This window comes from Pseudomonas sp. B707, assembly GCF_022496685.1.
Taxonomy (GTDB): domain Bacteria; phylum Pseudomonadota; class Gammaproteobacteria; order Pseudomonadales; family Pseudomonadaceae; genus Aquipseudomonas; species Aquipseudomonas paraglycinae.
In genome coordinates this window covers 65,241-90,534 of the sequence record NZ_WTVE01000014.1, presented here as the reverse complement: position 1 = coordinate 90,534, position 25,294 = coordinate 65,241, and the positions used below count along the sequence as shown (strand labels likewise).

Sequence of the window (25,294 nt, the reverse complement as noted above, 5' to 3'; positions counted from 1 at the left end):
AGGGTCAAGCAGCAACACGCCCGAACTCACTCTTCATCAAAATAATCGCGATCCAGCGTCGGCAACCGCAACAAACGCGATGTCACGCCCACCTCATGATCCATCATCAGATGCACCAGTCGCGTCCCGTCTACCAGCACAATACCGTCCACCGATTTGGCGAAGTCGACGGCGTGCGCCGTAAAACCAGAGGTGGTAATGAACACACCGCGCTTGGCCTTTTGTCCTGCGAGCGCGCCATAGAACGCCTGTAACTCAGGTCGGCCAACCGTGTTCTGCCAACGCTTGGCCTGTACGTAAACCTTCTCCAACCCCAATTTATCGAGCGAGATAATGCCGTCGATGCCGGCATCACCGGAACCTCCGACACGTTGCAAGTCGTTGCGACTGGCGCCGTAACCCAAGCGATGAAGAACATCCAGCACGATTACTTCAAAACGGTTAGGGCTTACTTGCAGCAAGTTGTCCAAAAGGTCGGCCGCCGTGGCATCGCGTAATTCCTTAAGCGCTCGCTCCAGTCGGTCGTCGGGGCTCTCGGTGGCGGAGGCTAGATCGGGCTCCACATTTGGTTGGTCATCCAGTGGCTCGGCGTCAGGCGCGACTTTCAGCTTCACATTCATGTAGCCGATTGCTAAGTGCTCCACATCCGTGGTCGACAGTGGAAATGCATGCTCCTTGGCGTACTGCACGCCTGCGTCGGTCAACTTCCAATAACCGCGTTTGGCACTGCTGGAAAGACCTGCGCGCTTGAGTCGATCGTGTGCCCAGCCTGATCGGTTCTTGTAGGTAGCCTGACCACTGGCGATCAGTTCTTCGCGCTGAGCTTCACTCAGTTGCAGCATTTTTGCTGCTGATTCATGAGCGTCCCGAGCGATTGCACCCTCGGGTTTTGTGGCGAGAAAGCGAAGGATCGGCTCAATGAACTGATCGTAGGTTGGAACGGACATGGGCGCATCCCTGTGCTGAAAGTGTTTTCGTGCCGATCGGATGGCGATTGTAAATCAACGGTGGATATGGAGGGCTTCGCGACTAAAGCGTCTGCAGGTGAAAGCGTAAGTCGCTATGTCAGTTTCACCATCAATCCGCAAAAACACCGCAAAGCGCATTGCCTTGGTAACCATGAACGATCGGTCCCAACATCATGAATGGGCCGCAAGCGTAGAAAGGGGATGGGACTTTTTGCTGCGAGTCGAGCAGAACGGCTTCGTTTCCGAACTCGTCGTTGCCGAAGGACTGCTCGAAATACGATGTGCACACCGGTAGTTTCAATGGCACCGGAATGATCAGTGCCCAAACGGTGATCCCGCACCATTCCCGTGTAGGCGTCGACGTGACCGTTCTGCTGATTTGCGGTGTGATTGATCGATAGCTTTGCGCTTTGTAAGCGTCTGTCTTGACGGTTGTTTTTTCCGGGAGCGATACGATTGCTCCAACACATCCTGAAAGACAAAGGCACGAGGCGGCTGTCAGGCCAACTGATTTCATGTTTGAAGTGATGGTTTTGGGCATGAATGTTGAACGTCCTTGTGGGGTGACTTGAGCAATCTAAGTTGCCGTCGCTTCCAGCAGGCGGGGCTCTGTTATGCGATGAGTTGTGCAAGCACCATTACACAGCGCTCTGCCCGTAAACCGACCCCCGGCCGGTTTTTCAGCAGGCATTAAAAAGCCGGCTTGTGGCCGGCTTCTCGGGGACTGGCTTGGTTTATTTTTGGTAAACCGCGCCAGCCTTCAAAACGTACATCCGGATCTTGCGTCCGGCTGTGGGACTTGGTCAGACAGTGGTCTGCCGCGTCAGGCGTCATCCGGGCCGCTTGGCGGGCCGATGCGCGAATGTGGGGCGCAGGATACTGAGTTTTGTCGGGGATTCCCAGTCTCAAGTGCGGAATAGAGCGATTTCTGCGGCAGGAAGCAGGGATTTGTACCTTGTATCCGGGCCTCTTCGCGGGCAGCCCCGCTCCCACAGAGTTTTCTGCAGGGGGCGGGAGTGACGGAGGGTCAGAGAAACGGCACCACCGGCCGCCGCTTGCCCAGCGTCGACCACCAGAACACCCACCCCAATACATGAATCCTCTGCTCCTCGATCTGCGCCGCGCGGAAGATCTCGTCCGGGTATTCGGCGCTGTTGTGGCTGCGCAGGCGCAATGCGTTGCCGGGCATGCGGTGCAGGTATTTGATGCGCAGCATGCCGTCGTGTTCGATGGCGTAGATTTCGCCGTCCACCACCTGGGTGAGGCCGCGGTCGATGGCGAGGGTGGAGCCGTCTTCGATTTTCTCGGCCATGCTGTTGCCGATCATGTGGGTGCAGATGGCGTCGGTGTGGCGGATCTCCAGTGTTTCTAGGTGGCTGCGGGGCAGGCGGATGGTTTGTTCCGGGTCTTTGATGACATGGGTTTTGTCGGAGCCGGGGGCGACCGGGGTTTCTTTGTAGAGCGGCAATTCGATGTCGTTGGTTTCGAGCACCGTGTAGACGCCGCGAATGGCATGCGCGTCGAGGATGTCGCCCGAGTCCGTATGCAGGTGCGGGGCGTCTTTCGGGCCTTCGCCGGTCTTCAGCCATTGGCTGTTGACGGACAACAGGCGCGCAACTTCTTCCATGCGGTACGCGGGTACGCCCCGGGTGTACCAGTTATGAACGTTTTGGGCTTCCGTGCCCCAGAACTTTGCGAATCCCGTGGTGGTGATGTTCGCAGCTTCCAGGAGTGCCTTGAATCTTGGACCGCTAGTGTTCTTTCTCATAAACACGAGTCTACGACCGGCCTAGAGCGGTTTGAATAAACCTTGCGTTCAAAATCAGGGCAAATTTTGCGACGGGATGTAAGACGTCCTTGTGGGAAATTACACACACCAAAACTTTTCTGTAGGTCGCTATAAACAGGCTGTTTAAGCACTTATCTGGCAGGCACAAAAAACCCCGGATCAACCGGGGTTTTCTTCAAGCGTGTCGCAGGTCGCGAGACTTAGCCTTTGTAGGCAGCAACCGACTTGGTGATCGCGGCGCGGGCAGCGTCAGCGCCGTCCCAGCCTTCGATTTTCACCCATTTGCCTTTTTCGAGATCTTTGTAGTTCGCGAAGAAGTGCTCGATCTGCTGGATCAGCAGGGCTGGCAGGTCGGTGTATTCCTTCACGTCCACGTACAGCTGGGACAGCTTGTCGTGTGGGACTGCGATGACTTTGGCATCGCCGCCGCCGTCGTCGGTCATGTTCAGGATGCCGACTGGACGGGCGCGGATCACCGAACCTGGAGCAACCGGGTAAGGGGTTACGACCAGCACGTCCAGGGGATCACCGTCGTCAGCCAGGGTGTTCGGGATGTAACCGTAGTTGGCCGGGTAGAACATCGGGGTGGCCATGAAACGGTCAACGAACAGGCAATCGCTGTCTTTGTCGATTTCGTACTTGATCGGCGCGTGGTTGGCCGGGATCTCGATCGCGACGTAGATGTCGTTCGGCAGGTCTTTGCCAGCCGGAATCTTGCTGTAGCTCATTGGGCGTTGCCCCCGTTAGTTGACCAAAAACACTTGGCCGGATTGACCAAAAAGTGGCGGCGATTATAGGCATATTCTGCCGTGGACGCCATGTACCGGAAGTCGTGCAGACCTTTACTCGTGAGCCTGATAGACCGGGTCGCTGGCCTGAAGTTGCTTCAGGCGCGCCAACGGATCCTGGCGGTAGAAAAGCCGCAGCTGCGCATACACCTGTGGATAAGCTTCGTGCAGCAGATCCGGAGCGCTGAAGAAGTACTCGCTGGTGACGGCGAAGAACTCGGCCGGGTTCTCGGCGGCATACGGGTCGATGGCGGTTTCGGCGTCGGGATGGCGGTCGAGCTGGCGATTGAGGTCGTCGTACGCCGCCTGCATCACCTCGGCCCAGTCGCTGACCCGCATGTCGGCATGCAGCGGTGGCAGGCCGTTGGCGTCGCCGTTGAGCATATCGAGTTTGTGCGCCAGTTCGTGGATCACCAGGTTGTAGCCTTCCCAGCCACCACTGGCCATCACGCCCGGCCAGGCGAGAATGATCGGCCCTTGCTGCCACGCCTCGCCGCTGTGTTCGCCGTCCCACTCATGCTCGACGCCGCTGGCATCGCGATGGCGCTGGGGGCTGAGGAAGTCGTCGGGGTAGAGGACGATTTCGTGAAAACCCTGATACCAGTTCAGATTGCCGAGATGCAAAAGCGGCAGTTGCGCCTGGGCGGCGAGCAGCAGGCGTTGTTCCTGATGCAATTCGACACCGGGCAGGGCGGTCAGGTGTTTGTCTTCGAGGAACAGCACGCTGGTTTCGCGCAGCCACTGGTCTTCAGCGGCAGTGATGCCATCGAGAAAACTCAGGTGATGGCGCACCCGCTGCCACATATCGTCGGCAATCGGGTACTTCGCCAGAATGCGCCGGCGTCGCCAGGCGCTCAGCGACCACATCGGCTTAGTGCGATTGGGCTTTGGTGCCGCCGAAACGGCTGCGAACCACGCCGATGATCATCGGAATCAGCGACAGCAGAATGATGCCGACCACCAGCAGCGACAGGTTCTTCTTGATGAACGGCACGTTGCCGAAGAAGTAGCCCAGCGTCACCAGACCGCCGACCCACAGGACCGTACCGAACACGCTGAAACCGAAGAACCGCGGGTAAGGCATCTTCGCGACACCGGCGACGAACGGGGCAAAGGTACGGATGATCGGCAGGAAGCGCGCCAGGGTTACAGTCTTGCCACCGTGTTTGTCGTAAAAGTCGTGGGTCTGTTGCAGATAGTCGCGGCGGAAGATCTTCGAATTCGGATTGCTGAACAGTTTTTCACCGGCCGTTCGTCCGATCACGTAGTTGGTGCTGTCGCCGAGGATCGCCGCGAGCATCAGCAAGCCCGCCAGCAATACCGGATCCATACCGCCGCCCGCAGCCACTGCGCCGGCGATGAACAGCAGGGAATCACCCGGCAGGAATGGCATCACCACCAGACCGGTCTCGCAGAAGATCACCAGAAACAGGATGGCGTAGATCCAAGGCCCGTAATTATTCACCAGCAGGTCGAGGTAAACATCGAGATGCAGGATAAGGTCGAGCGGGTTGAAATCCATGGAGGCACCTGTGGTGATGGCCTGACTCGGCAGACCTGTGCGGATGACTTCGTGTAAGCCTACAAGCGGGTGTAGTTTTTCTTACAAGCCGGAAAGATCGGGATTATACGGGCAGAGGGGTGAAAAGCGCGTTGGTTTTGTAGCGGGGGATGTCGGTGTGAATAAATGTCGGGTTGGCATTCATTTTGGGGAGGGAGTCTGCTCCCTCCCCGCAGGGCACCCCGCGATCAGAGTTCTTCGCTGATCGGCAGCACGTAGTTCTTGAACTCGGTGTCTTCCTTGAACCCGATGGATTCGTAGGTTTTCTGCGCCACTTCATTGTCGGCGCTGGTGGAGACGCGCATGCGCACGGCCTGGGTTTCCTTGGCCATTTTCTTCGCGGTGCGGATCAGGTTGTCGGCTACCAATTGGCGGCGGGCGTCCTCGGCGACATAGATGTCGTTGAGAATCCACACGCGCTTGAGCGACAGGGAGGAAAAGCTCGGGTAGAGCTGGCAGAAGCCCATGAGCTTCTTGTCGTCGTCATCGGCCAGGGCCAGGTAGATCACCGATTCCTTGCGTCGCAGGCGCTTTTCGAGAAAGGCCCGGGACGAGTCCGGATAGGGCAGGGAGCCGTAGAACTCGCGGTACTTAACGAACAACGGGGTCAGCAAATCCAGGTGTTCGAGGGTCGCTTGGATAATCCGCATGGTAGGTCTCGTCCTTCAAGTGGCTGTCTTCACGTGGGGCTGACGGCAACGGGAAACCTTGGGCGGCCGTGCGTCGATCCTGCCTCAAACCGGCGCAGAAAGGCAATGCGGAAACGGTTCAGGCTGGGGGCGGATCGAGTAGGAAATTACTCTTCATGTCTGCACCGGCTTCCGATTCCAGCGTCTGAACCTGCGCTTCGTCCTTCAGATTGACGCCCGACAGCTGTCGCCGACAGGCTTCGCGCATCAGGTACAGCAAGCGATGCGCCGCCATGCCGTAGCTGAGCCCTTCCAGCCGCACATTGGAGATGCAGTTGCGGTAAGCATCCGTGAGGCCGACCTTTGGATTGTAGGTGAAATATAAACCCAGGCTGTCCGGCGAACTGAGGCCCGGACGCTCTCCAATCAGCATCACGACCATTTTGGCGCCCAGTAACTGGCCGATTTCATCGCCAATCGCCACCCGGCCCTGTTCCACCAGTACCACCGGCGCGGTCGACCATTCGTCGGCGCTCATCTGTTCCTCCAGGCGGGTGAGAAACGGCAGGGTATGCCGATGCACCGCCAGCGCCGAGAGACCGTCCGCCACGACAATCACCAGATCCACACCGCCCGGATGCGCCTGGGCGTATTCGCGCAGGGTCTGGGCCGATTGATCGCTCAACTTGCGCCCCAGATCCGGGCGTTGCAGGTAGCTGTTGCGATCCGCTGCCGCGCTGTGCAGCAGCAGACTGTCGCGCTGGCGCTCGGTCAGTTGGGCGCTGAGCCCGGCGTGATCGAACGGCAAATGCACCGCGTCCCGGGCCTGGGCGTGGGCGTACTGGAAATCCAGCTGTGCACGGGTCGGCAGGCTGGTGCCGGTGCGGCCGAGGGCAATGCGCGCCGGGGTCAGACGACGCAGCTCCAGCCACGGGTTTTGCGGATCGACGGGCGGTTTTTCCATCTGACTCATCCCAGTTGCGCCAAGGCCTGGCGGAAGGCCGGCGGCAGGTTGTTGCCAAAGCGGACCTTGCCGTCCGCCTGGGTGAAGATGCCCATGTTCGCCAGCCACTGTTCGAATTCCGGCGCCGGTTTCAGGCCAAGTGTCTGGCGCGCATAGAGCGCGTCGTGGAACGAGGTGGTCTGGTAGTTGAGCATGATGTCGTCGGAGCCGGGGATGCCCATGATGAAGTTGATCCCGGCCACGCCGAGCAGGGTCAGCAGGGTGTCCATGTCATCCTGGTCGGCTTCGGCGTGGTTGGTGTAGCAGATGTCGCAGCCCATCGGCACGCCTAGCAGCTTGCCGCAGAAGTGGTCTTCGAGGCCCGCGCGGATGATCTGTTTGCCGTTGTACAGGTATTCCGGGCCGATGAATCCTACGACGGTGTTCACCAGAAACGGCTTGAAATGGCGCGCCACGGCGTAGGCCCTTGTCTCGCAGGTCTGTTGATCGACGCCGTGGTGGGCATTGGCCGACAGGGCGCTGCCCTGGCCGGTTTCGAAATACATCAGGTTCTGCCCGAGCGTGCCGCGATTGAGGCTCAGACCCGCTTCATAACCTTCCTGCAAGATGTTCAGGTTGATGCCGAAACTGGCGTTGGCCGCTTCGGTGCCGGCAATCGACTGGAACACCAGATCCAGCGGCACGCCACGGTTGACCGCTTCTATAGAGGTGGTGACGTGGGTCAGCACGCAGGCCTGGGTCGGAATGTCGTAGCGCTGGATGATCGCGTCGAGCATTTCCAGCATTGCGCAGATCGAGGCAATGCTGTCGGTGGCCGGGTTGATGCCGATCATCGCGTCACCGTTACCGTACAGCAGACCGTCGAGAATGCTCGCCGCGATGCCGGACGGTTCGTCGGTCGGGTGATTGGGTTGCAGCCTTGTGGATAACCGCCCACGCAGGCCGAGGGTGCCGCGAAATTGGGTGACGACGCGGATCTTCTGCGCCACCAGCACCAGATCCTGCACGCGCATGATCTTCGACACGGCAGCGACCATTTCCGGTGTCAGGCCGGGGGCGAGGGCGCGCAGGCTCTGCTCATCGGCCGCTTCGCTCAGAAGCCAGTCGCGAAAGCCGCCAACCGTGAGATGGCTGACGACTGCGAAGGCCTGTTTGTCATGGCTGTCGATGATCAGTCGGGTGACCTCATCGGATTCGTAGGGAATCAGTGCTTCCTGCAGGAAATGTGTCAGCGGGATGTCGGCCAGCGCCATTTGCGCGGCGACTCGCTCCCCATCGTTAAGCGCGGCGACCCCCGCCAGGAAGTCTCCGGAGCGCGCCGGGCTGGCTTTGGCCATCACGTCCTTGAGGCTGTCGAAGCGGTAGGTCTGGGCGCCGACGGTATGGGCAAATGCGGCCATGGGGCGCGTTCCTCCTGAATGAATGCTTTTAGTGCGGGCACCGAGCCCGAGGCCCGATGCCGGTGCAGCTCAGTTAGCGTTTAGATACCTTCGAGCATAGCGTCTGCCGGTGCTTCGGAGCGTTGCTTGGCGGTCAACTGGAAGTACAGGTAGCCGGCGGCCATGAAACCCAGGAACACACAGCCGATCAGCGTGTTGAACCAGGCCATCGCCACCAGGCACACCACCGCCAGGAACAGCGCGATGGCCGGCACCACCGGATAGCCCGGTGCGCGGAAGGTGCGCTCCAGATTCGGCTCGGTTTTGCGCAGTTTGAACAGGCTGAGCATGCTGATGATGTACATCACGATGGCGCCGAACACCGACATGGTGATCATCGCCGCCGTCAGGGTCATGCCTTGCAGGTTGACCAGACCGTCGCTGTAGATCGCCGCGATGCCGATCACGCCGCCGGCCAGAATCGCCCGGTGCGGGGTCTGGAAACGCGAGAGTTTGGCCAGGCCTTTCGGCAGATAACCGGCCCGGGCCAGGGCGAAGAACTGCCGCGAGTAGCCGAGGATGATCCCGTGGAAACTCGCTACCAGCCCGAACAGGCCGATCCACACCAGCATGTGCATCCAGGTCGAGTTGTTGCCGACCACCGCTTTCATCGCCTGCGGCAGCGGGTCGTTGATGTTCGACAGTTGGCGCCAGTCGCCGACACCGCCGGCCATCACCATCACGCCGATGGCCAGGAATACCAGGGTCAGGATGCCGCTGACATAGGCCCGTGGAATGGTGCGTTTCGGGTCCTTGGCCTCCTCGGCCGCCATGGCCGCGCCTTCGATGGCGAGGAAGAACCAGATCGCGAAGGGAATCGCCGCGAAAATGCCCGGAATCGAGCCCATCGTGAACTCATTGGCACCCGACCAGCCGTTCAGCACGAAGTTGCTGAAGCTGAAGCCCGGCGCAACCACGCCCATGAACACCAGCAGTTCAGCGACGGCGAGCACGGTCACCACCAACTCAAAGGTCGCGGCGATGCTGACGCCAAGGATGTTCAGTGTCATGAACACGAAATACGCGCCGACTGCCGCGAGTTTCGGATCGAGCCCCGGATATTGCACATTCAGATAGGCGCCGATGGCCATGGCGATGGCCGGCGGGGCGAACACGAATTCGATCAGGGTGGCGATGCCGGCGATCAATCCGCCTTTCTCGCCGAACGCCCGACGGCTGTAGGCAAACGGCCCGCCCGCGTGGGGGATCGCGGTGGTCAGTTCGGTGAAACTGAAGATGAAGCAGGTGTACATGGTCGCGACCATCAGGGCCGTGACCAGGAAACCCAAGGTTCCTGCGGCGCCCCAGCCATAACTCCAGCCGAAGTATTCGCCGGAAATCACCAGGCCGACGGCAATGCCCCAAAGGTGCAGGGTGCCGAGTGTGGGTTTGAGCTGTGTGGTGGAAGTCATAAGTCCTCTCTGTCTTTTTTATTGTTCGATCTGTTGGACTTTCGGGTGCAGCGGTTGAGTGAGTGGATGCTGTTCACGCAGCGGCAGTGTTCACGCAAATCCTGAATGACGGGTACGCAAGGCCCGTGCCAGAGCGGCCAGGCCAGGAAGTGTCATCGGGATTAAAAGGGCGACACCGATATTTCGGTGCCGCCCTTGGTTTTTAGAAGAAGCCCAGCGGATTGATGTCGTAGCTCACCAGCAGGTTTTTGGTCTGCTGGTAGTGGTCGAGCATCATCTTGTGGGTTTCACGGCCGACGCCGGACTTCTTGTACCCGCCGAACGCGGCGTGCGCCGGATACAGGTGGTAGCAGTTGGTCCACACACGACCCGCCTTGATGGCGCGGCCCATGCGATAGGCGCGGTTGATGTCGCGGGTCCAGAGGCCAGCACCCAGGCCGAACTCGGTGTCGTTGGCGATCGCCAGGGCTTCGGCTTCGTCCTTGAAGGTGGTGATGCTCACCACCGGGCCGAAGATTTCTTCCTGGAACACGCGCATTTTGTTGGTGCCCTTGAGCAGGGTCGGCTGGATGTAGTAACCGGAAGCCAGGTTGCCTTCGAGTTTTTCCACCTTGCCCCCGGTCAGCAGCTCGGCACCTTCGCCCTTGGCGATTTCCAGGTACGAAAGGATCTTGTCGAATTGCTGCTCGGACGCTTGGGCGCCGACCATGGTGTCGGTGTCGAGCGGGTCGCCACGTTTGATCTGGCTGACCTTCTTCATCACCGCTTCCATGAACTGCGGATAGATCGATTCCTGAACCAGTGCACGGGACGGGCAGGTGCAGACTTCGCCCTGGTTGAAGAACGCCAGCACCAGGCCTTCGGCGGCTTTTTCGATGAAGCTTGGCTCGGCCTGCATGATGTCTTCGAAGAAGATGTTCGGCGACTTGCCGCCCAGTTCAACGGTGGACGGAATGATGTTTTCGGCGGCGCATTTCATGATGTGCGAGCCGACCGGTGTCGAACCGGTGAAGGCGATCTTGGCGATGCGCTTGCTGGTGGCGAGGGCTTCGCCGGCTTCTTTGCCGAACCCTTGCACCACGTTGAGCACGCCCGGTGGCAGCAGGTCGCCGATCAGTTCCAGCAGCACGCTGATGCCCAGCGGGGTTTGCTCGGCAGGTTTGAGTACCACGCAGTTGCCGGCGGCCAGGGCCGGCGCGAGTTTCCACGCGGCCATCAGGATCGGGAAGTTCCACGGGATGATCTGGCCGACCACGCCCAGCGGTTCATGGATGTGGTAAGCGACGGTATTGCCGTCGATCTCGGCGGCGCTGCCTTCCTGGGCGCGCAGGCAACCGGCGAAATAGCGGAAGTGGTCAGCGGCCAGCGGGATGTCGGCGTTGAGGGTTTCGCGGATGGCCTTGCCATTGTCCCAGGTTTCGGTGATCGCCAAAGTTTCGAGGTTCTGTTCGATGCGGTCGGCGATTTTCAGCAGGATCAGCGAGCGGGCCTGGGCGGAAGTAGAACCCCAGGCATCGGCAGCGGCGTGGGCGGCGTCCAGGGCCTTGTCGATGTCTTCGGCGGTGGAACGCGGGAATTCGGCAATTGGCTGGCCATTCACTGGCGAGGTATTGGTGAAGTACTGACCTTTGACAGGCGCGACGAACTCGCCGCCGATGTAGTTACCGTACTTGCTCTTGAACGAGACTTTGGCGCCTTCAGTACCGGGGTGAGCGTAACGCATGATGTTCTCCTTGGCTGTTGTACTTATCAGAGAGACGCGCATGAGCGCTTGCTATAAGCGTAGAGCAAAGGTCGGGCCACTGCCGTGCAGGTCAGGCAAATCAAGGCCTTGCGCGATTTGTGTCGGACAAGTGGCAAGCGTCCGTGACGGTATCGGTACAGCTCTGGTGACAGTTTGTACCGCTTATGGCACAACCCGTGACCGGGCGGTCTTGCCAGCATTGCAAAGACCGGTTGGCTGGAGGATGCTGGGCACCACTTCACGCATGGGCCGATGAGCCTCGGGGAGAATAATAAGAAATGCACGACAACCATTTGAGTCGCCATGCCCAACAGGTTCTCACCGTCACCCAGGGTAAGTCGCACCTGCATGGCCCCGGTGCCGACCCGTCGATTGCCCGCTCGTGGCTGCGTTGCCTTGAGGACTATCACCTCGACCCGGCCCTGACCATGGCGCCGACCGTGCTCGAACACGGTCGAATCCTCGAAAGCCGTGAACGGCTGCAACAGGTGTTGCAGATCGCCGGCAATGAAATGAGCAGCCTGCATCAACAACTCTCCGGCGCCGGCCATGCGGTACTGCTGACCGACGCGCGCGGGGTGATCCTCAACTGCGTGACCGCCCCCGCCGAACGCAAGATCTTCGAACGCGCCGGCCTGTGGCTGGGTTCCGACTGGAGCGAGGCCTGCGAAGGCACCAACGGGATCGGCACCTGCCTGGTGGAACGTCAGGCCCTGACGATTCATCAGGACGAACACTTTCGCGGTCGTCACACCGGCCTGACCTGCTCGGCGAGCCCGGTGTTCGACCCGCACGGCGAGCTGCTGGCGGTGCTCGATGTTTCCTCGGCTCGGCATGACGTCTCGCGCCAGAGCCAGTTCCACACCATGGCGCTGGTCAATCTGTCGGCGAAGATGATCGAGAGCTGCTACTTCCTGCGCTGTTTCGATAACCAATGGTTGTTGCGTTTTCATCTTCAGGCCGAGTCTGTCGGGCTGTTTAGCGAAGGGTTGCTGGCGTTTGACGGGGAAGGGCGGATCAGTGCGGTCAATCAGAGTGCATTGAACCTGCTCGGGCACATCCGTGGCGGCTTGCTCGGTAAACCGGTGGAGGCGTTTTTCGATTGTTCGCTGGATGAGTTGCTCGGGCGCGCCAGTGCCAATGCCAGCGCCAGTTGGCCGCTGCGTACTCGCGATGGGCGGCATCTGTTTGCGGTGCTGCGCGGCGAAACCCGTCGGCCGCTGCCAGCAGTACCGGTTCCGGCGCCTTTGGAAGCGCCGCGTCTTGCGCGCATTTGCCTTGATGATGCGGCGTTGCAGTCGGATTTCCGCAAGTCGCTGCGGGTGTTCGAGCGTGACGTGCCGCTGCTGATCAACGGCGAAACCGGTTCTGGCAAGGAAGCATTCGCCAAGGCTGTGCATAACGCCAGTCAGCGCGCCGGCAAAGCGTTCGTCGCCCTCAACTGCGCGGCAATTCCCGAAAGCCTGATCGAGAGCGAACTGTTCGGCTATCGCGGCGGCAGCTTCACCGGCGCGCGCAAGGACGGTATGCGCGGCAAGTTGCAGCAGGCCGATGGCGGCACGCTGTTCCTCGATGAAATCGGCGACATGCCGCTGGCCTTGCAGACCCGACTGCTACGAGTGCTGGAAGACCGGCAAGTGGTGCCGATCGGCGGCGAACCGGAAGCGGTCAACGTGCGGATCATCAGCGCCACTCACCGCAATCTGCTGGAGCGGGTCGGCGATGGCAGTTTCCGGGAAGACCTCTACTACCGGCTCAACGGGCTGGAAGTGGCGCTGCCGCCGTTGCGCGAGCGCAGTGACAAGTCGCAGCTGCTGGATTTCCTGCTGGCCGAAGAGGCGGGCGGGGAAACGATCCTGATCGACGAACCGGCGCGCCAGGCTTTGCTCGGGTTCAACTGGCCGGGCAATGTGCGGCAGATGCGCAATGTGCTGCGCACGCTGGCGGCGTTGTGCGATGAGGGGCGGATCGGGCTGGATGATCTGCCGGCGATGTTTCGGCATGTGCAGCCGCTGTTGGTGAAAGCCGATGAAACTGCATCCGAACATCCGCTGGAAGATGCCGAGCGGCTGGCCTTGCTCAGTGCGCTGGAGCAAACGCGCTGGCACATGACCCACACGGCGCAGCAACTGGGCGTCAGTCGCAATACGCTCTATAGAAAGTTGCGCAAGCACGGGATTGAGCGGCGTGTCAGTTAAAAGCCCCTCACCCTAGCCCTCTCCCAAAGGGAGAGGGAACTGACCGCGGTGTCTTTTGGCATACATCGACCTGAGCGACCGAGTCGATTATGGATTCGGGCCGGAGTTCACCGTGATGTGTCAGGTCGGCGTACCTCGAGAGAACACGACGGTCGGTTCCCTCTCCCTTGGGAGAGGGCTAGGGTGAGGGGGCGATCTCAAGTCGGACACAAGTTCAGACCTCCACCCTCAATCACCTAAAGAGTGCCATTTCCCCCTCCCTGCGCTAACCTGCGGCCATGTTTTACGAGGTCGACTATGCACATTCATATTCTGGGTATCTGCGGGACTTTCATGGGCTCGATGGCGGTTCTGGCCAAAGAGCTGGGCCATCACGTCACTGGCTCCGATGCCAACGTCTATCCGCCGATGAGCACCCAGCTCGAAGCCCAGGGCATTCAGCTGACCCAGGGTTACGACCCGGCGCAGCTTGATCCGGCACCTGATCTGGTGGTGATCGGCAACGCCATGTCCCGCGGCAATCCGGCAGTGGAATATGTGCTGAACAAAGGCTTGCCGTACGTGTCCGGCCCGCAATGGCTGGCCGACCATGTGCTGCAAGGTCGCTGGGTGCTGGCGGTTGCCGGTACGCACGGCAAGACCACCACCAGCAGCATGCTCGCCTGGGTGCTGGAGCACGCCGGCATGAGCCCGGGTTTCCTGATCGGCGGCGTGCCGCAGAACTTCTCGGTGTCGGCGCGTCTGGGCGGCACGCCGTTCTTCGTGATCGAGGCCGACGAATACGACAGTGCGTTCTTCGACAAGCGTTCGAAGTTCGTCCACTACCGTCCGCGCACGGCGATCCTCAACAACCTTGAGTTCGATCACGCTGACATCTTCCCCGATCTGCCAGCTATCGAGCGGCAGTTCCACCACTTGGTGCGCACCATTCCGAGCGAAGGCCTGGTGATTCACCCGACCACCGAACCGGCCTTGCAGCGTGTGATCGAGATGGGCTGCTGGACCCCGGTGCAGACCACCGGTGCCGGCGGTCAATGGCAGGTCAAGTTGCTGAAAGACGATGGCTCGGCGTTCGAAGTGATGTTCGAAGGCGTGTCCCAAGGTGTGGTCGAGTGGGAATTGACTGGCCAACATAACGTTGCCAACGCCCTGGCCACTCTGGCCGCAGCACGTCACGTCGGCGTTGTGCCGTCGATGGGCATTGCCGGATTGAGCGCATTCAAGAGCGTCAAACGCCGGATGGAAAAAGTCGCGGAAGTGCGCGGTATTACCATCTACGACGACTTCGCCCACCACCCGACCGCGATTGCCACCACCCTCGACGGGCTGCGCAAACGCATCGGCGATGCGCCGCTGATCGCGATCATCGAGCCGCGCTCCAACTCGATGAAGCTCGGCGCCCACCGTGACGGTCTGCCGGACAGCGTGGTCGATGCCGATCAAGTGATCTGGTACGCCCCGGCCAACCTCGGTTGGGATCTGGCAGGCACCGCCGCGTTGTGCACCGTGCCGTCAATCGTCAGCGATTCGCTGGAAGGCATCATCGAACGCGTGAAGAGCCAGGCCCAGCCCGGCACCCACGTGGTGATCATGAGCAACGGCGGTTTCGGCGGCCTGCACGGCAAACTTGCCGAGGCGCTGAAATGAACACGCGTCTGGCGAGCAATGGCCCGGAACGCATCACGCTGGCGATGACTGGCGCGTCTGGCGCCCAGTACGGCTTGCGCCTGCTGGATTGTCTGGTGCGCGAGGATCGCGAGGTGCATTTCCTGATCTCCAAGGCCGCGCAACTGGTTATGGCCACCGAGACCGACGTGTCGCTGCCGGCCAAGCCACAAATGATGCAGGCGTTCCTCACCGAATACACTGGCGCGTCCGCCGGGCAGATCCGTGTGTACGGCAAGGAAGACTGGATGTCGCCGGTGGCCTCGGGCTCTGGCGCCCCCGCCGCCATGGTGGTGGTGCCGTGCTCGACCGGCACCTTGTCGGCCATTGCCACCGGCGCCTGCAACAACCTGATTGAGCGGGCGGCGGACGTCACCTTGAAGGAGCGTCGCCAGTTGATTCTGGTGCCGCGCGAAGCGCCGTATTCGAGCATTCACCTGGAGCACATGCTCAAGTTGTCGAACATGGGCGTGACCATCCTGCCGGCCTCGCCGGGCTTCTATCACCAGCCGCAGACCATCGATGACCTGATCGATTTCGTGGTGGCGCGGATTCTCAATCTGCTGGGCATTCCCCAAGACATGCTGCCGCGTTGGGGCGAACACCATCTGAGCAGCGATGAATAAGCTGCTGGCGATCCTGCTGATCTTACAACTGACCGGCTGCGCCACCGTGCGCACGCTCGATGCCGCCAAGTCCGGCGCGCCGGTGGTGTATTCCGGCACGCGGCTGGATCTGTATGCGATGAATGGCGGATGTTGCGCGATGGATCGATTCGGCGCCGAGGCACCGAGCTATCCCGGTGTGGATCTGCCGGCCAGCGCATTGCTCGATACGCTGCTGTTGCCGTTGTCGTTGCTGACGGTCATCGGTGTAGGGTTTCAGGCGACTGGCGGGTTATGAAAATCAATGGCACGACCCCGCAGGGGCGTGCCATTGAAACTCCCTACAACGTGATCGTTTCGGGCGGAAAGACGATGTCGTCGGAGAATATGTCCTGTCCCGCCGGCAATTCGATAACGCGCTTGCCGGCGTTCGCCACTTCATCGATCAACCCGTCATATTCGTCCCGGTTCAATTCTCCTGCCCGTGTGCGGGACTCGATGGCGTCGGCAGGGTTTTGATCCGATCCCGTGGCGTGTTTCAACGCCTGCAAATGGATATCTTCCACTGTCGCCGCGCGGGTCATGCCCGAGTTGACCAGCCAGACGCGCCTCGACGTGAAGCCGATCGACGACATCGATACATGGCCTTCCATCTTCATGCTCGGGAACCACGTTTTGCCATCCGCAGGGCTTCGTTCGAGCCGCGTCGGGTTGTAGACGCGATTGTCCTGTCCCGCAACGACTTCCACATTGCGGGTATCGAGCAGGTAGCAAAACCGGATGCGTTGAGCGGGGGGCGTCGAAGTGCCGCTGGTTGTCTGGTGCGCCTCTATGCCTGTCACTCCTCTGGTTTCATTCGCAAAGTCCATGGCGGTCTTCAGGCTGAACATTGCACTGACGGGTGTCTCGCTCGTGGTGCCCACAGCCGATACCACGCGTGGGACCATGGCCCCGGGCCGGGCTATTTCGAAAGGTGTCCGGTCATCCACTTTGAACACGGCAGGAATGTCGGTTCTGTACAGATAATTGTGCGTGTTGCGCTTGAAGCCGCTGAGCCGCAACAGCTCCTGAAAGAAGGGTTCGGTCAGACTCGCCTTCAGCAGGCTGGTGCCTTCTCCCTGATTTCTCAGCTGGATGATTTCAGCATCGATTTCCGGCAGAAACGGTTCGAAGAGTTTTTCGTTGGTTACCAGCCGGGTGCGATCCTGATAGGTCTTGACCCATCCAGGCATTTCATCATTGATCAGGTTCTTGAACTGCCCTGTCGGCGACAGCTCCTTGCACAGTCGTATTAGTTGCTGGACGGAAAGATTGTAGGGCTGGAACCGGGCGAGGATTTGCTCTCGTGTTTTGAGCGGAGAATCAGGGTTGGTCCACAGCCGCAGGTAGTCGAACAGTTGTTCACGCTGGGAAGGGTATTCCCGTTGTTTGACCCAGGCAGGCGGTTTCTGATGGCGCGCAACCTCCCGACGAAAGCGCACGATGTCGGGTCCTTCGATCCTGTAAAGGTTCCAGATGTCGATGTCCCGCCAGAAGGGGCGCAGAACATTCTCTTTGTAGATCGGATAATCGGTGGCTTTGACGACAGTCAGGCTGGTGCCTTCAGGAAATGCCAGCTGGGTAAGCGGTCCATGATTGTCATCCAGACCAGGCTTGCGCTGCATTTCGACATACCCATGGAAATTCGACTTGTGGAGATCCCAGGTGTAGTAACGCTGATCACCGTAGGCAAGCGTGGCGTCCGCTGTCCCGGACGTGTCGGGTGTTGATGTGCGTGGAGAGGGCGAGCCGGGTGTTGGCGGGCTTGGCAATGGCGCTTGTGGGCCAGATGGGCTGCGGTGCAAGGTGACGGACTGGAGGTGTTCTGCCCATTGGGCGGGCGTGCGGTTCTGATGGTTCAGGAGGCTGTTGAACAGGTCGCGATCCATGTCCATGCCAGACCAGCGGTACAGCTCGTCAAACAGGTAGGCGTTTTCCATCCGTTGTGTCCGAACGGTAGCCCATAGAGGTTTCTTCCCGGTGCTGTGCGCTTCGCTGCGGAAGCGGGTGATTTCTGCGCCCTGTATCCCGTAGAGATCCCAGATATCGCGGTCTGTCCAGGCTGTTAACAGTTCGGCTGGCTGATCGATTCGCGAAGCGGAAGGCTCGACACTGACTAACGAGCCGCTTTCGTCCATGAATGCATGATGCAGCGGCGGTCCGACCTCTTCGGTCCGGCGCATTTTTCGGTGCAGGACCACATAGCCATGGTGATTGTTGGCCTTCTCGTTCCATACGTAATGTTGGGTATCGACGTTGATCGGTGCAGTGTTCGATTGCGCCCGGACTGGTTCCTGCAGGTGGGGCTGTGCCAGGTTGTCGCCTTCCTTCCTGTGTGCCGTGGACTCAATGGTCTGACTGACAATCTGCGGCTCAGCGACCCGCCAGGTATTGCTTTCGGTGTCGAATTGCAGGACGGGGCCCGAGGGCTGCGCTTCCTGTGGGCGCATCGCTCGGTAGGTTCCTAGGCCTTCGTCCCAGGCCACCATGACCGTCGTGGTCGTGGTGTATTGCACCTCGGCATAAATGCGTCCCCTGTGAACCCGCAACCCTTCGGTGTTGACGGCGGGTAATCGCGTTCGCAGTTGCGCCGGTAACTCGTAGTGACGGATCGATCCGCTCGCGTGTGGGTCGCTGGATGAGCTTCCTTGAGTGTCTCCAGCCGGGTGGGTCAGATCCTGAATCTGTATCGCGGGCAATGTGTCACTTGAAGAAAGTGGGGCAGGCGCCTCCGTGGGGCGGCTGGCGCTGTCTGTTTCCGGGGATCGAATCAAACCCGGGAAATCATGACGCTGGGTCGGCGATGTTTCCGGAGTCGACCTGTCGAGGGTGGGTGGCGTTTTGCTGGTGCCTTTCGACGTTTTTGTTTGCGGTGCCATCAAGGAGTCCTTTCATTGATTGCCTGACGTGCTGTGGTGTCATCCCATGGCGGAATGGCCGTAGACGCAGGTGTGCTGGAGGGCACGTTATCCATGAAAGGGAAGGGGCACGTGGTAGATAGCTACGACACGCGGGTTGATTCGATTCACTTTATTTCGAATGTCGGCCAGTTCACGCAAGATCCTCAGGCTTCATTGGAAATGGTTACCCGGGATCCGCGTTGAACCGCTGTGGCGAGTGAGCTTACTTGCCGAGTTTTCTCAGTTCGTCCGACTCGACAATCCGCACACCATCCTGCTCCTCCAGCGCCAGACGCCACATGGCGCGGGCCAGTTGGCAGGCTTCGATGCCACGGTATTTGCCGGGGATCAATTTAGAGAATGGCGCGGCGAGCTGTTCGCCCAGACGGGGCTCGCTGCGTTCGCCGAGCAACAGCGATGGCCGGCAGATGGTCAATTGCGGCCAGTCCTGCGCGCGCAATGCGTATTCCATTTCGCCTTTTACCCGGTTGTAGAACACCGAGGACCGGCGATCGGCCCCCAGGGCGCTGATCACGATCAGGTGCCGTGCTCCCATCTCCCGGGCGCGCTTGGCGAACGCCACCACCATGTCCAGATCCACGGCGCGAAACGCCTCTTCGGAGCCGGCCTGTTTGATCGTGGTGCCGAGACAGCAATAGGCAATGTCGACCCGACCGGCCAGTTGCGGCAGGAAGGTCTGTGGATCGCCGACCGGGTTTTCCAGATGCGGATGTTCAGCCAGCGGCCGGCGTGAGGGGGCAAGGACGCGGCTGATCGTCGGCTCGTTGAGCAGGCGGTCGAGCAGATGTTCACCGGTCAGTCCGGTGGCTCCGGCAAGCAAGACATGCTGAGGCGTCAAGTACATAGTGTCTCTCCCTTGATACTGTTCAGCTTAGTTGCTCTTTATCGCTCCGTCGTTCAACGCAGCACTTTGCAATGCTTTTCTCGCTTGCTGTTTACGCAGCAGTTGCCAGTGCGCCAGCACGGTTTTCGGCGCCCAGATCTGCGGTTCAGAGGCTTCGAAGTTGTCCGCCAGTTCCCGTTCGGCGACGGTGGCCCTGGCCAGTTTGAAGGCTTGCTCCAGGTCGTCGGTCTGGTTCAGCGCCTGGGCAAACAGGGCATCGCCGAAGTAGGTGAAGTTGGCCTCCTCGGAGCAACCGAACGACACGCGATCGGCGCGCGAAGCAGTCATGATCAGCGTGCGTTCATCCTTCAACGCCGGAATGAAGCCACCGGAATAGCACGAGGAGATGACGATGATCTTGTCGCGGTTCTTCAGCGGTGCGAGCACGGCGGCGAGTTCGTCGGCGGGCAGGTCGGCCAGTTCCATGCGCGGCTGGTCGAGCACCAGTTCGTGTTCGGCGGTGCCGTGGCTGGTCAGGTAGATGAACACCAGATCTTCCGGGCCGCTGCGTTCGGCCAGGGTCAGGGCTGCGCGGCGCAGGTTCTCGCGGGTGGCCATCGGCCGGTCGCCGAGGTGGTCGCGATGGTTGACCAGGCGAATCTGGCCAAACGCGCCGAAACGGCTGGTTAGCATGTTGGCCACGTAATCGGATTCGCGCAGGAACACGCTCTGCTTGCCGTCGCCGCCGAGGGTCAGGGTGTACAGCTCCACTGCCGGGGTCGAGGCCGGCACATTGGCCAGCGCTTCATCGAGCAGGCGACCCTGGGCCAGCAGGCCGAGTTCTAGGGTGTCCGGCAGCAACTTGCCGTCGGCATCGCGTACCCGCTGGCCGTTGATCCAGGTGCCGCTGAGCACGCTGCCATCGGTGAGCACCAGGGTGCCGCGTCCGGAATAACTGTCGCTGTCGAATCCACCGACGTAGAAGCTGCCATCGGACAGGTTCAGGCGACCCTGACCGCTGAAGCGCCAATCATTGAAGTAACCGATGTAGTGGCTGCCGTCGGCGCCGATCAGTTCGCCCTTGCCGGTCAGCGCGCCTTCCTTGAACTGCCCGAGCCAGACATCGCCATCGGCGTTTTCGTAGCGACCCTTGCCGTGCAGTTGATTGTTCTTGAAGCCGCCGACGTAGATGTCGCCGTCGGCACTGTTGAAGGTGCCGTTGCCTTCGAGCTGGCCGTTGACGAAGTGGCCGGTGAACTGATTGCCGCTGGCATCGCCGCGCTGGCCTTCGCCGTTGGGTTTGCCGTGGGCGAACTGGCCCTGATAGGAACTGCCGTCATCCAGCTCGAGGCGACCGAGCCCGGAATACTGGTCGGCCTTGAATTCGCCGCGATAGGTCATCGCGTTTTCTTTAAGGGTGCCTTCGCCGTCACGTCGGCCCAGCTTGAAACCGCCGGTGTAGCTGCCGGCCGTGGTGGTCAGCGTGCCCTGGCCGTCGAACAGCCCTTGCTGGAAGTTGCCGCGATAGACCTCGCCATTGCTGCCGTGCCATTCGCCCTGACCATGCCATTGCCCCTTGTCGAACGCCCCGGCGTACCAGCTGCCGTTGGGGTAGTCGACCCGGCCCTGGCCTTGCAGCAAACCATCGACCAGTTCACCGCGATAGCGGCCGCCGTCGGGCAGGCGTGCATCCGGCGGCAACAGCGATTCGCCGTCGCCACACGCGGCCAGCAACAGGGTCAAGGCAAGGGGAGCAAGAGGAGCGAATGAGCGCATAGCGGGATCCGGGCAATTAGGCGACCGAGTATGCCGCAGCTATGTGACCTAATACAGCCGGCGGGGAGGAGCGGATGCGAAACAGCGTGAGCCGCTTCGCATCCAGGCGCTTAAACGAAGCAGAGCGACAGCGGTTCGGCGATGTAGGCCGGTTTGTCCGAGCCTTCGATCTCCAGGGTGGCGGTGGCCTTGAGCAGCCACTGGCCAGGTTTTTTCTCGGTCACTTCACCGAGGTCGACCTTGAGCCGGACCTTGGAGTTGACCTTGACCGGCTGGATGAAACGCACGCTGTCCAGGCCGTAGTTGACCACCATCTTCACGCCTTGCGGCAGGATCAGGATGTCTTCCATCAGTTTGGGGATCAGCGACAACGACAGGAAACCGTGTGCAATGGTGCTGCCAAATGGCGTTTGCGCGGCTTTGATCGGGTCGACATGGATGAACTGGTAATCCCCGGTGGCTTCTGCGAACAGGTTGATACGCTCCTGATCGATGGTGAGCCATTCGGAACGTCCGAGTTCCTTGCCGACATAATCTTTGAGCTCTGCAACTGGAACATAGGGCATTGAGACTCTCCTTGGGTTCATCGGTTTTATAGTTTTTCAGGTGGGGGATTTGACCGCCCTGCGAACCACTGTAGATCATCATGGCGATTTGCTCAGGTCAACCGACCATGCTTTTGGCGAATGCCGATCCATAGCGCAGGCGTGCTTATAATGCGGGCGACTTGCGAGGCGAAAAGTAAGACGGAGATGACGGATGTTGCTACGCGGCCTGACCATGCTGGTGCTGTTTCAATTGCTCGGCACGGCCCTCAATCATTTGCTGTTGCCGGTGCTGCCGGGGCCGATCATCGGCCTTTTGCTGTTGCTGGTATTTCTGATCGTGCGCGGTGAAGTCGGCGAGCCGCTGAACCTTGCGGCCGGCAGCCTGCTGCGTTATCTGCCATTGCTGCTGGTGCCGCCGGCGGTGGGCGTGATGGTGTATGCCACGGCGATTGCCGCGGATTTCTGGGCCATTGTCGGTGCGCTGGTGGTCTCGCTGATTCTGTCGATGGCCTTCGCCGGCGTGCTGATGCAACGGCTGGTCAAGCGCCACGCGCCGCATTCGGAGGAGTCCTGATGCTGTTCGACTGGCAAGGTGCCTGGGCTTCGGTGATTCACCATCCCCTGTTCGGCATCGGCATCACCCTCGGTGCCTATCAACTGGTGCTGGCGGCGTTCGAGAAAACCCGCTGGATCTTTCTGCAACCGGTGCTGGTCTCGATGCTGTTGGTGATCGGCGTGCTGGTCGGCTGCGGCCTGACCTACGCCGAGTACCGCAAGAGCACCGAGATCCTCAGTATTCTGCTGGGCCCGGCGACCGTTGCGCTGGCAGTGCCGCTGTATCTGAATCTGCGACGCATCCGGCAATTGTTCTGGCCGATTTTTACTACGCTGGTGATAGGCGGCGTGGTCGCCACGGGCATGGGCGTGGCGCTGGGCTGGTGGTTCGGTGCCGATCACATGATCCTGATGACCATGGCGCCCAAGTCGGTGACCTCACCGATCGCCATGCTGGTGGCCGAACAGATCGGCGGTGTCGCAGCATTGGCGGCGGTGTTCGTGTTGATCACCGGGGTGATCGGCGCGATCTTCGGCCCGGCGTTGCTGACCCGTCTGGGCGTGCACAGCCCGGAGGCGCGCGGCATGGCGCTGGGCATGACGGCACATGCGGTCGGCACCTCGGTGGCGTTGCAGGAAAGCGATGAGTGCGGCGCCTTCGCGGCGCTGGCGATGAGTCTGATGGGCGTGGCCACGGCGGTGTTCCTGCCGTTGGCGGTGTCGATGGTGGTGTAAGGAAATGTCTATGAGTCTGCCGCTTTTTCCGCTGAACACGGTGCTGTTTCCCGGCTGCAATCTGGATCTGCAGATCTTCGAAGCACGCTACCTGGACATGATCGGCCGCTGCATGAAACAGGGCGGCGGGTTCGGCGTGGTGTGCATCCTGGAAGGCAGCGAAGTCGGCGTCGCGCCGGAAGGTTTCGCCATGGTCGGCTGCGAAGCGCGCATCACCGATTTCCAGCAGCAGGACAACGGACTGCTGGGCATCCGGGTGCAGGGCGGGCGGCGCTTCATCGTGCAGAGCACCGACGTGCAGCGCGATCAATTGATCATGGCCGAGGTCGAGTGGCTGGACGAAGAACCCGAGCAACCGCTGCAGGATGAAGACGCCGATCTGGTGGCGCTGCTCAAGGCTCTCGCCGAGCACCCGATGGTCGAGGCGTTGAACATGGGCATCGAAGCGGCGGGGCAGCAATCACTGGCCAATCAGTTGGCGTATCTGCTGCCGTTCGCCGAGGAAGACAAGATCGATTTGCTGCAACTCGACGACCCGCAGCAGCGACTGGATGCGATCCAGGCGCTGCTCGATGAATTGCAGGGCGAGTTGTTCGCTTAAGACTCGACTCGGTTATACGGGCCAGACGATGTCATTGGCGAACCAGTCCCGGCCACCTGGAAATGCAAGGATCGGCTTGCCGGCCCTGGCCACCGCATCGATCAACGCGTCGTATTCATGTTGATTGGAAATGCCGCTGTGGGTCCGCGCCTCGATGTCATTGCCGATGTAGCTGGTTTGGGCTTGAGCGGCGACATCGTCGACCTTGGCGGCACGCGTGAAGGTCGAATCGAGCAGCCACAGACGCTCTGATTCGATACCTCGCTTGGACGTTGAAATCAGGGCTTCGAGTTCGTCATCTGGAAACCAGGCATTCTTTTCCCGTGCCGCCAGATTGAGCAAATGGTTCTCTTCGTTGAGGACCACCTCCATCCTTCGGGTATCGATGACGTAAGAGAAGATGAACTGCTGATCGTGGCGGATCGTCTCGTAATTGCGTTCGGTGTCCAGTTCTACGTCCGATGCATCGGACCAGTCGTTGTCGGAGTTCCCTGACTCGTTGTCCGATTCACCCGGTTTTTTGCCGGGATATTTGTTTCTCTGGCTGTTGTAGCGCAGGTACTCCGGATCGGGAGCCTCGGTGCCCCTGGCGCCATATCTCTTGACCAGCTGATGGCTGACCGTGGCACTGATCGGTTTTTCGGTCGTGGCGCCGCGCGGGTGTTTCAGGCGAGGCAGCATGCGTCCGTCGTTGTAGAACTCGAAAGGCGTGCGTTCATCGGCCCTGAACAGACCCGGAATATCCGTGCGATACAGGCAGTCGCTGCTGTTGCGCAGGTAACCGAGTCGGGTCAGAAAGGCGTCGAGAAATTCCCGGGTGACGCTTTTGTCGAAGTCGATCAGGTCGCTGCGCAGTGTTCCGTTCCGCACGGGCAGTAGCAGCGGTTCGATTTCTTCATACAGTTGATCGAAGCGGGTCGGATCGTTCTCGTCCCGAGAGCGTAAGTGATGCTGCTCGGCCCACTCCGGCATCACCCGGGGATCGGCGGTCAGATCACTGTGCAACCGGATGTGTTGTCGTGGCGACAGGTTATAGGCGCGCAAAAACTCGACGCGCTGGCCGAGCGTCATCAGTGGATGCATCGTGAGCAACGAGTCGTTCAGCAGTCGGGTGGTGGCTTCATGCGCCGACAAAGGAGAGGTCTGCGCTTGTTTGGCTGGCTCCGGCGTATCAACGTCACTGACCTGGGAATGGGGGCGTTTCGAGGGGGTATGTGAGGCCGGGCTCCAGGTCGATTCACCGGTATTTCTGTAGAGCACCGGCCCGGGAGACAGCTTTTTGTATAGATCCATGGCCCGATAGGTGCCCAAGTTCGCATCGAATTCCACATACACCGTGCCGCTGTCTTTCACATCGACGAACGCGCGTCCGACGATGTAGCGCAGACCCTCCTCGTTGGGCGGTTGCAGGTTGCGCAGCAATCCGGGGTTCAAACGGTAACTGTCCAGTCCGGTCGCCGTTTCACGGGAAGCGACCGGCAGGTCAGACACTTCGATTTTCGGTGTGTCCGCGAGGGGCGGGGTGTGTCCCGGG

Annotated in this window: 23 protein-coding genes; 7 read left to right on the top strand and 16 right to left on the bottom strand. The window is 60.4% G+C overall.

The genetic code is table 11. From position 1 onward, the window contains the following. Window positions 1–26: 26 nt before the first annotated feature. From GQX66_RS05150 to GQX66_RS05100, 11 genes are all read right to left on the bottom strand, one after another. Window positions 27–947, bottom strand: a complete 921-nt coding sequence (locus GQX66_RS05150) for a restriction endonuclease (protein WP_085747633.1) — start codon at window positions 945–947, stop codon at window positions 27–29. A 130-nt stretch (window positions 948–1,077) separates the two neighbouring features. Then, entirely contained in the window at window positions 1,078–1,509 is a 432-nt protein-coding gene (locus GQX66_RS05145; protein WP_080770657.1) for a hypothetical protein, read from the bottom strand. A gap of 486 nt (window positions 1,510–1,995) precedes the next feature. After that, window positions 1,996–2,736, bottom strand: a complete 741-nt coding sequence (locus GQX66_RS05140; protein ID WP_085747634.1) for a S24 family peptidase — start codon at window positions 2,734–2,736, stop codon at window positions 1,996–1,998. Between the two features lie 221 nt (window positions 2,737–2,957). Continuing rightward, window positions 2,958–3,485, bottom strand: coding sequence for an inorganic diphosphatase (ppa, locus tag GQX66_RS05135; protein ID WP_007933577.1), 528 nt, complete (start codon window positions 3,483–3,485; stop codon window positions 2,958–2,960). 114 nt (window positions 3,486–3,599) lie between these two features. Continuing rightward, complete coding sequence (locus GQX66_RS05130) at window positions 3,600–4,412, bottom strand: zinc-dependent peptidase (protein ID WP_129972500.1); 813 nt, start codon at window positions 4,410–4,412, stop codon at window positions 3,600–3,602. Between the two features lie 4 nt (window positions 4,413–4,416). Beyond that, entirely contained in the window at window positions 4,417–5,067 is a 651-nt protein-coding gene (locus GQX66_RS05125) for a DedA family protein (protein WP_011336118.1), read from the bottom strand. Window positions 5,068–5,294: 227 nt separating this feature from the next. Beyond that, window positions 5,295–5,756, bottom strand: coding sequence for a GNAT family N-acetyltransferase (locus GQX66_RS05120; RefSeq protein ID WP_074691599.1), 462 nt, complete (start codon window positions 5,754–5,756; stop codon window positions 5,295–5,297). 118 nt (window positions 5,757–5,874) lie between these two features. After that, window positions 5,875–6,699 (bottom strand): ethanolamine ammonia-lyase subunit EutC, encoded by an 825-nt coding sequence (gene eutC, locus GQX66_RS05115; protein ID WP_045121880.1) that lies wholly within the window; start codon window positions 6,697–6,699, stop codon window positions 5,875–5,877. Between the two features lie 5 nt (window positions 6,700–6,704). After that, window positions 6,705–8,099: an ethanolamine ammonia-lyase subunit EutB gene (locus GQX66_RS05110; RefSeq protein ID WP_236188896.1), complete on the bottom strand. Its 1,395-nt coding sequence runs from the start codon at window positions 8,097–8,099 to the stop codon at window positions 6,705–6,707. Window positions 8,100–8,179: 80 nt separating this feature from the next. Further along, window positions 8,180–9,550 carry an ethanolamine permease gene (gene eat, locus GQX66_RS05105; RefSeq protein ID WP_240867233.1) on the bottom strand — a complete coding sequence of 457 codons (1,371 nt, stop codon included), beginning with the start codon at window positions 9,548–9,550 and terminating at the stop codon, window positions 8,180–8,182. Window positions 9,551–9,752: 202 nt separating this feature from the next. Beyond that, window positions 9,753–11,273, bottom strand: coding sequence for an aldehyde dehydrogenase family protein (locus tag GQX66_RS05100; RefSeq protein ID WP_064599698.1), 1,521 nt, complete (start codon window positions 11,271–11,273; stop codon window positions 9,753–9,755). 299 nt (window positions 11,274–11,572) lie between these two features. Here GQX66_RS05100 and GQX66_RS05095 point away from each other — a divergent pair, with 299 nt between their 5' ends. The 4 genes from GQX66_RS05095 to GQX66_RS05080 all read left to right on the top strand — a co-directional run bounded on the left by GQX66_RS05095 (window position 11,573) and on the right by GQX66_RS05080 (window position 16,060). After that, on the top strand, window positions 11,573–13,492 hold the full coding sequence (locus GQX66_RS05095; protein ID WP_240867230.1) for a sigma-54-dependent Fis family transcriptional regulator: 1,920 nt from the start codon (window positions 11,573–11,575) through the stop codon (window positions 13,490–13,492). A 297-nt stretch (window positions 13,493–13,789) separates the two neighbouring features. Further along, window positions 13,790–15,139 carry a UDP-N-acetylmuramate:L-alanyl-gamma-D-glutamyl-meso-diaminopimelate ligase gene (gene mpl / locus GQX66_RS05090; protein WP_007958628.1) on the top strand — a complete coding sequence of 450 codons (1,350 nt, stop codon included), beginning with the start codon at window positions 13,790–13,792 and terminating at the stop codon, window positions 15,137–15,139. Then, window positions 15,136–15,783: a flavin prenyltransferase UbiX gene (gene ubiX / locus GQX66_RS05085; protein WP_007958630.1), complete on the top strand. Its 648-nt coding sequence runs from the start codon at window positions 15,136–15,138 to the stop codon at window positions 15,781–15,783. The genes mpl and ubiX overlap by 4 nt, the downstream gene beginning before the upstream one ends. Beyond that, a complete protein-coding gene (locus tag GQX66_RS05080) occupies window positions 15,776–16,060 on the top strand; it encodes a YceK/YidQ family lipoprotein (RefSeq protein WP_240867225.1) in 285 nt (94 codons plus the stop codon). The genes ubiX and GQX66_RS05080 overlap by 8 nt, the downstream gene beginning before the upstream one ends. A gap of 43 nt (window positions 16,061–16,103) precedes the next feature. Here the strand turns inward: GQX66_RS05080 and GQX66_RS05075 are convergent, their stop codons facing one another. The 4 genes from GQX66_RS05075 to GQX66_RS05060 form a co-directional block, all read right to left on the bottom strand. Further along, the gene (locus GQX66_RS05075; RefSeq protein ID WP_240867222.1) at window positions 16,104–18,680 is read right to left on the bottom strand and encodes a hypothetical protein; all 2,577 of its coding nucleotides are present in this window, start codon (window positions 18,678–18,680) and stop codon (window positions 16,104–16,106) included. Window positions 18,681–18,924: 244 nt separating this feature from the next. Then, window positions 18,925–19,566 (bottom strand): oxidoreductase, encoded by a 642-nt coding sequence (locus GQX66_RS05070; RefSeq protein ID WP_007958634.1) that lies wholly within the window; start codon window positions 19,564–19,566, stop codon window positions 18,925–18,927. 27 nt (window positions 19,567–19,593) lie between these two features. Next, window positions 19,594–21,321: a C13 family peptidase gene (locus GQX66_RS05065; protein ID WP_240867207.1), complete on the bottom strand. Its 1,728-nt coding sequence runs from the start codon at window positions 21,319–21,321 to the stop codon at window positions 19,594–19,596. A 110-nt stretch (window positions 21,322–21,431) separates the two neighbouring features. Beyond that, window positions 21,432–21,887 (bottom strand): MaoC family dehydratase, encoded by a 456-nt coding sequence (locus GQX66_RS05060; RefSeq protein WP_085747645.1) that lies wholly within the window; start codon window positions 21,885–21,887, stop codon window positions 21,432–21,434. A gap of 193 nt (window positions 21,888–22,080) precedes the next feature. On the opposite strand from GQX66_RS05060, the gene GQX66_RS05055 reads away from it, so the two are divergent. The 3 genes from GQX66_RS05055 to GQX66_RS05045 are packed head-to-tail and all read left to right on the top strand — an operon-like array spanning window position 22,081 to window position 23,760. Continuing rightward, a complete protein-coding gene (locus GQX66_RS05055; protein WP_007958636.1) occupies window positions 22,081–22,443 on the top strand; it encodes a CidA/LrgA family protein in 363 nt (120 codons plus the stop codon). After that, window positions 22,443–23,159, top strand: coding sequence for an LrgB family protein (locus GQX66_RS05050; RefSeq protein ID WP_007958637.1), 717 nt, complete (start codon window positions 22,443–22,445; stop codon window positions 23,157–23,159). The genes GQX66_RS05055 and GQX66_RS05050 overlap by 1 nt, the downstream gene beginning before the upstream one ends. A 10-nt stretch (window positions 23,160–23,169) precedes the next feature. After that, window positions 23,170–23,760: an LON peptidase substrate-binding domain-containing protein gene (locus GQX66_RS05045; protein WP_085747646.1), complete on the top strand. Its 591-nt coding sequence runs from the start codon at window positions 23,170–23,172 to the stop codon at window positions 23,758–23,760. 12 nt (window positions 23,761–23,772) lie between these two features. Here GQX66_RS05045 and GQX66_RS05040 read toward each other — a convergent pair whose 3' ends face one another. Beyond that, a complete protein-coding gene (locus tag GQX66_RS05040; RefSeq protein ID WP_240867204.1) occupies window positions 23,773–25,182 on the bottom strand; it encodes a hypothetical protein in 1,410 nt (469 codons plus the stop codon). Between the last annotated feature and the right edge of the window lie 112 nt (window positions 25,183–25,294).

What these genes read in the sequence shown, in the direction of transcription:
- GQX66_RS05150 (WP_085747633.1), bottom strand. Translation starts at nt 947, where the DNA reads ATGTCCGTTCCAACCTACGATCAGTTCATTGAGCCGATCCTTCGCTTT.
- GQX66_RS05145 (WP_080770657.1), bottom strand. Translation starts at nt 1,509, where the DNA reads ATGCCCAAAACCATCACTTCAAACATGAAATCAGTTGGCCTGACAGCC.
- GQX66_RS05140 (WP_085747634.1), bottom strand. Translation starts at nt 2,736, where the DNA reads ATGAGAAAGAACACTAGCGGTCCAAGATTCAAGGCACTCCTGGAAGCT.
- ppa (WP_007933577.1), bottom strand. Translation starts at nt 3,485, where the DNA reads ATGAGCTACAGCAAGATTCCGGCTGGCAAAGACCTGCCGAACGACATC.
- GQX66_RS05130 (WP_129972500.1), bottom strand. Translation starts at nt 4,412, where the DNA reads ATGTGGTCGCTGAGCGCCTGGCGACGCCGGCGCATTCTGGCGAAGTAC.
- GQX66_RS05125 (WP_011336118.1), bottom strand. Translation starts at nt 5,067, where the DNA reads ATGGATTTCAACCCGCTCGACCTTATCCTGCATCTCGATGTTTACCTC.
- GQX66_RS05120 (WP_074691599.1), bottom strand. Translation starts at nt 5,756, where the DNA reads ATGCGGATTATCCAAGCGACCCTCGAACACCTGGATTTGCTGACCCCG.
- eutC (WP_045121880.1), bottom strand. Translation starts at nt 6,699, where the DNA reads ATGGAAAAACCGCCCGTCGATCCGCAAAACCCGTGGCTGGAGCTGCGT.
- GQX66_RS05110 (WP_236188896.1), bottom strand. Translation starts at nt 8,099, where the DNA reads ATGGCCGCATTTGCCCATACCGTCGGCGCCCAGACCTACCGCTTCGAC.
- eat (WP_240867233.1), bottom strand. Translation starts at nt 9,550, where the DNA reads ATGACTTCCACCACACAGCTCAAACCCACACTCGGCACCCTGCACCTT.
- GQX66_RS05100 (WP_064599698.1), bottom strand. Translation starts at nt 11,273, where the DNA reads ATGCGTTACGCTCACCCCGGTACTGAAGGCGCCAAAGTCTCGTTCAAG.
- GQX66_RS05095 (WP_240867230.1), top strand. Translation starts at nt 11,573, where the DNA reads ATGCACGACAACCATTTGAGTCGCCATGCCCAACAGGTTCTCACCGTC.
- mpl (WP_007958628.1), top strand. Translation starts at nt 13,790, where the DNA reads ATGCACATTCATATTCTGGGTATCTGCGGGACTTTCATGGGCTCGATG.
- ubiX (WP_007958630.1), top strand. Translation starts at nt 15,136, where the DNA reads ATGAACACGCGTCTGGCGAGCAATGGCCCGGAACGCATCACGCTGGCG.
- GQX66_RS05080 (WP_240867225.1), top strand. Translation starts at nt 15,776, where the DNA reads ATGAATAAGCTGCTGGCGATCCTGCTGATCTTACAACTGACCGGCTGC.
- GQX66_RS05075 (WP_240867222.1), bottom strand. Translation starts at nt 18,680, where the DNA reads ATGGCACCGCAAACAAAAACGTCGAAAGGCACCAGCAAAACGCCACCC.
- GQX66_RS05070 (WP_007958634.1), bottom strand. Translation starts at nt 19,566, where the DNA reads ATGTACTTGACGCCTCAGCATGTCTTGCTTGCCGGAGCCACCGGACTG.
- GQX66_RS05065 (WP_240867207.1), bottom strand. Translation starts at nt 21,321, where the DNA reads ATGCGCTCATTCGCTCCTCTTGCTCCCCTTGCCTTGACCCTGTTGCTG.
- GQX66_RS05060 (WP_085747645.1), bottom strand. Translation starts at nt 21,887, where the DNA reads ATGCCCTATGTTCCAGTTGCAGAGCTCAAAGATTATGTCGGCAAGGAA.
- GQX66_RS05055 (WP_007958636.1), top strand. Translation starts at nt 22,081, where the DNA reads ATGTTGCTACGCGGCCTGACCATGCTGGTGCTGTTTCAATTGCTCGGC.
- GQX66_RS05050 (WP_007958637.1), top strand. Translation starts at nt 22,443, where the DNA reads ATGCTGTTCGACTGGCAAGGTGCCTGGGCTTCGGTGATTCACCATCCC.
- GQX66_RS05045 (WP_085747646.1), top strand. Translation starts at nt 23,170, where the DNA reads ATGAGTCTGCCGCTTTTTCCGCTGAACACGGTGCTGTTTCCCGGCTGC.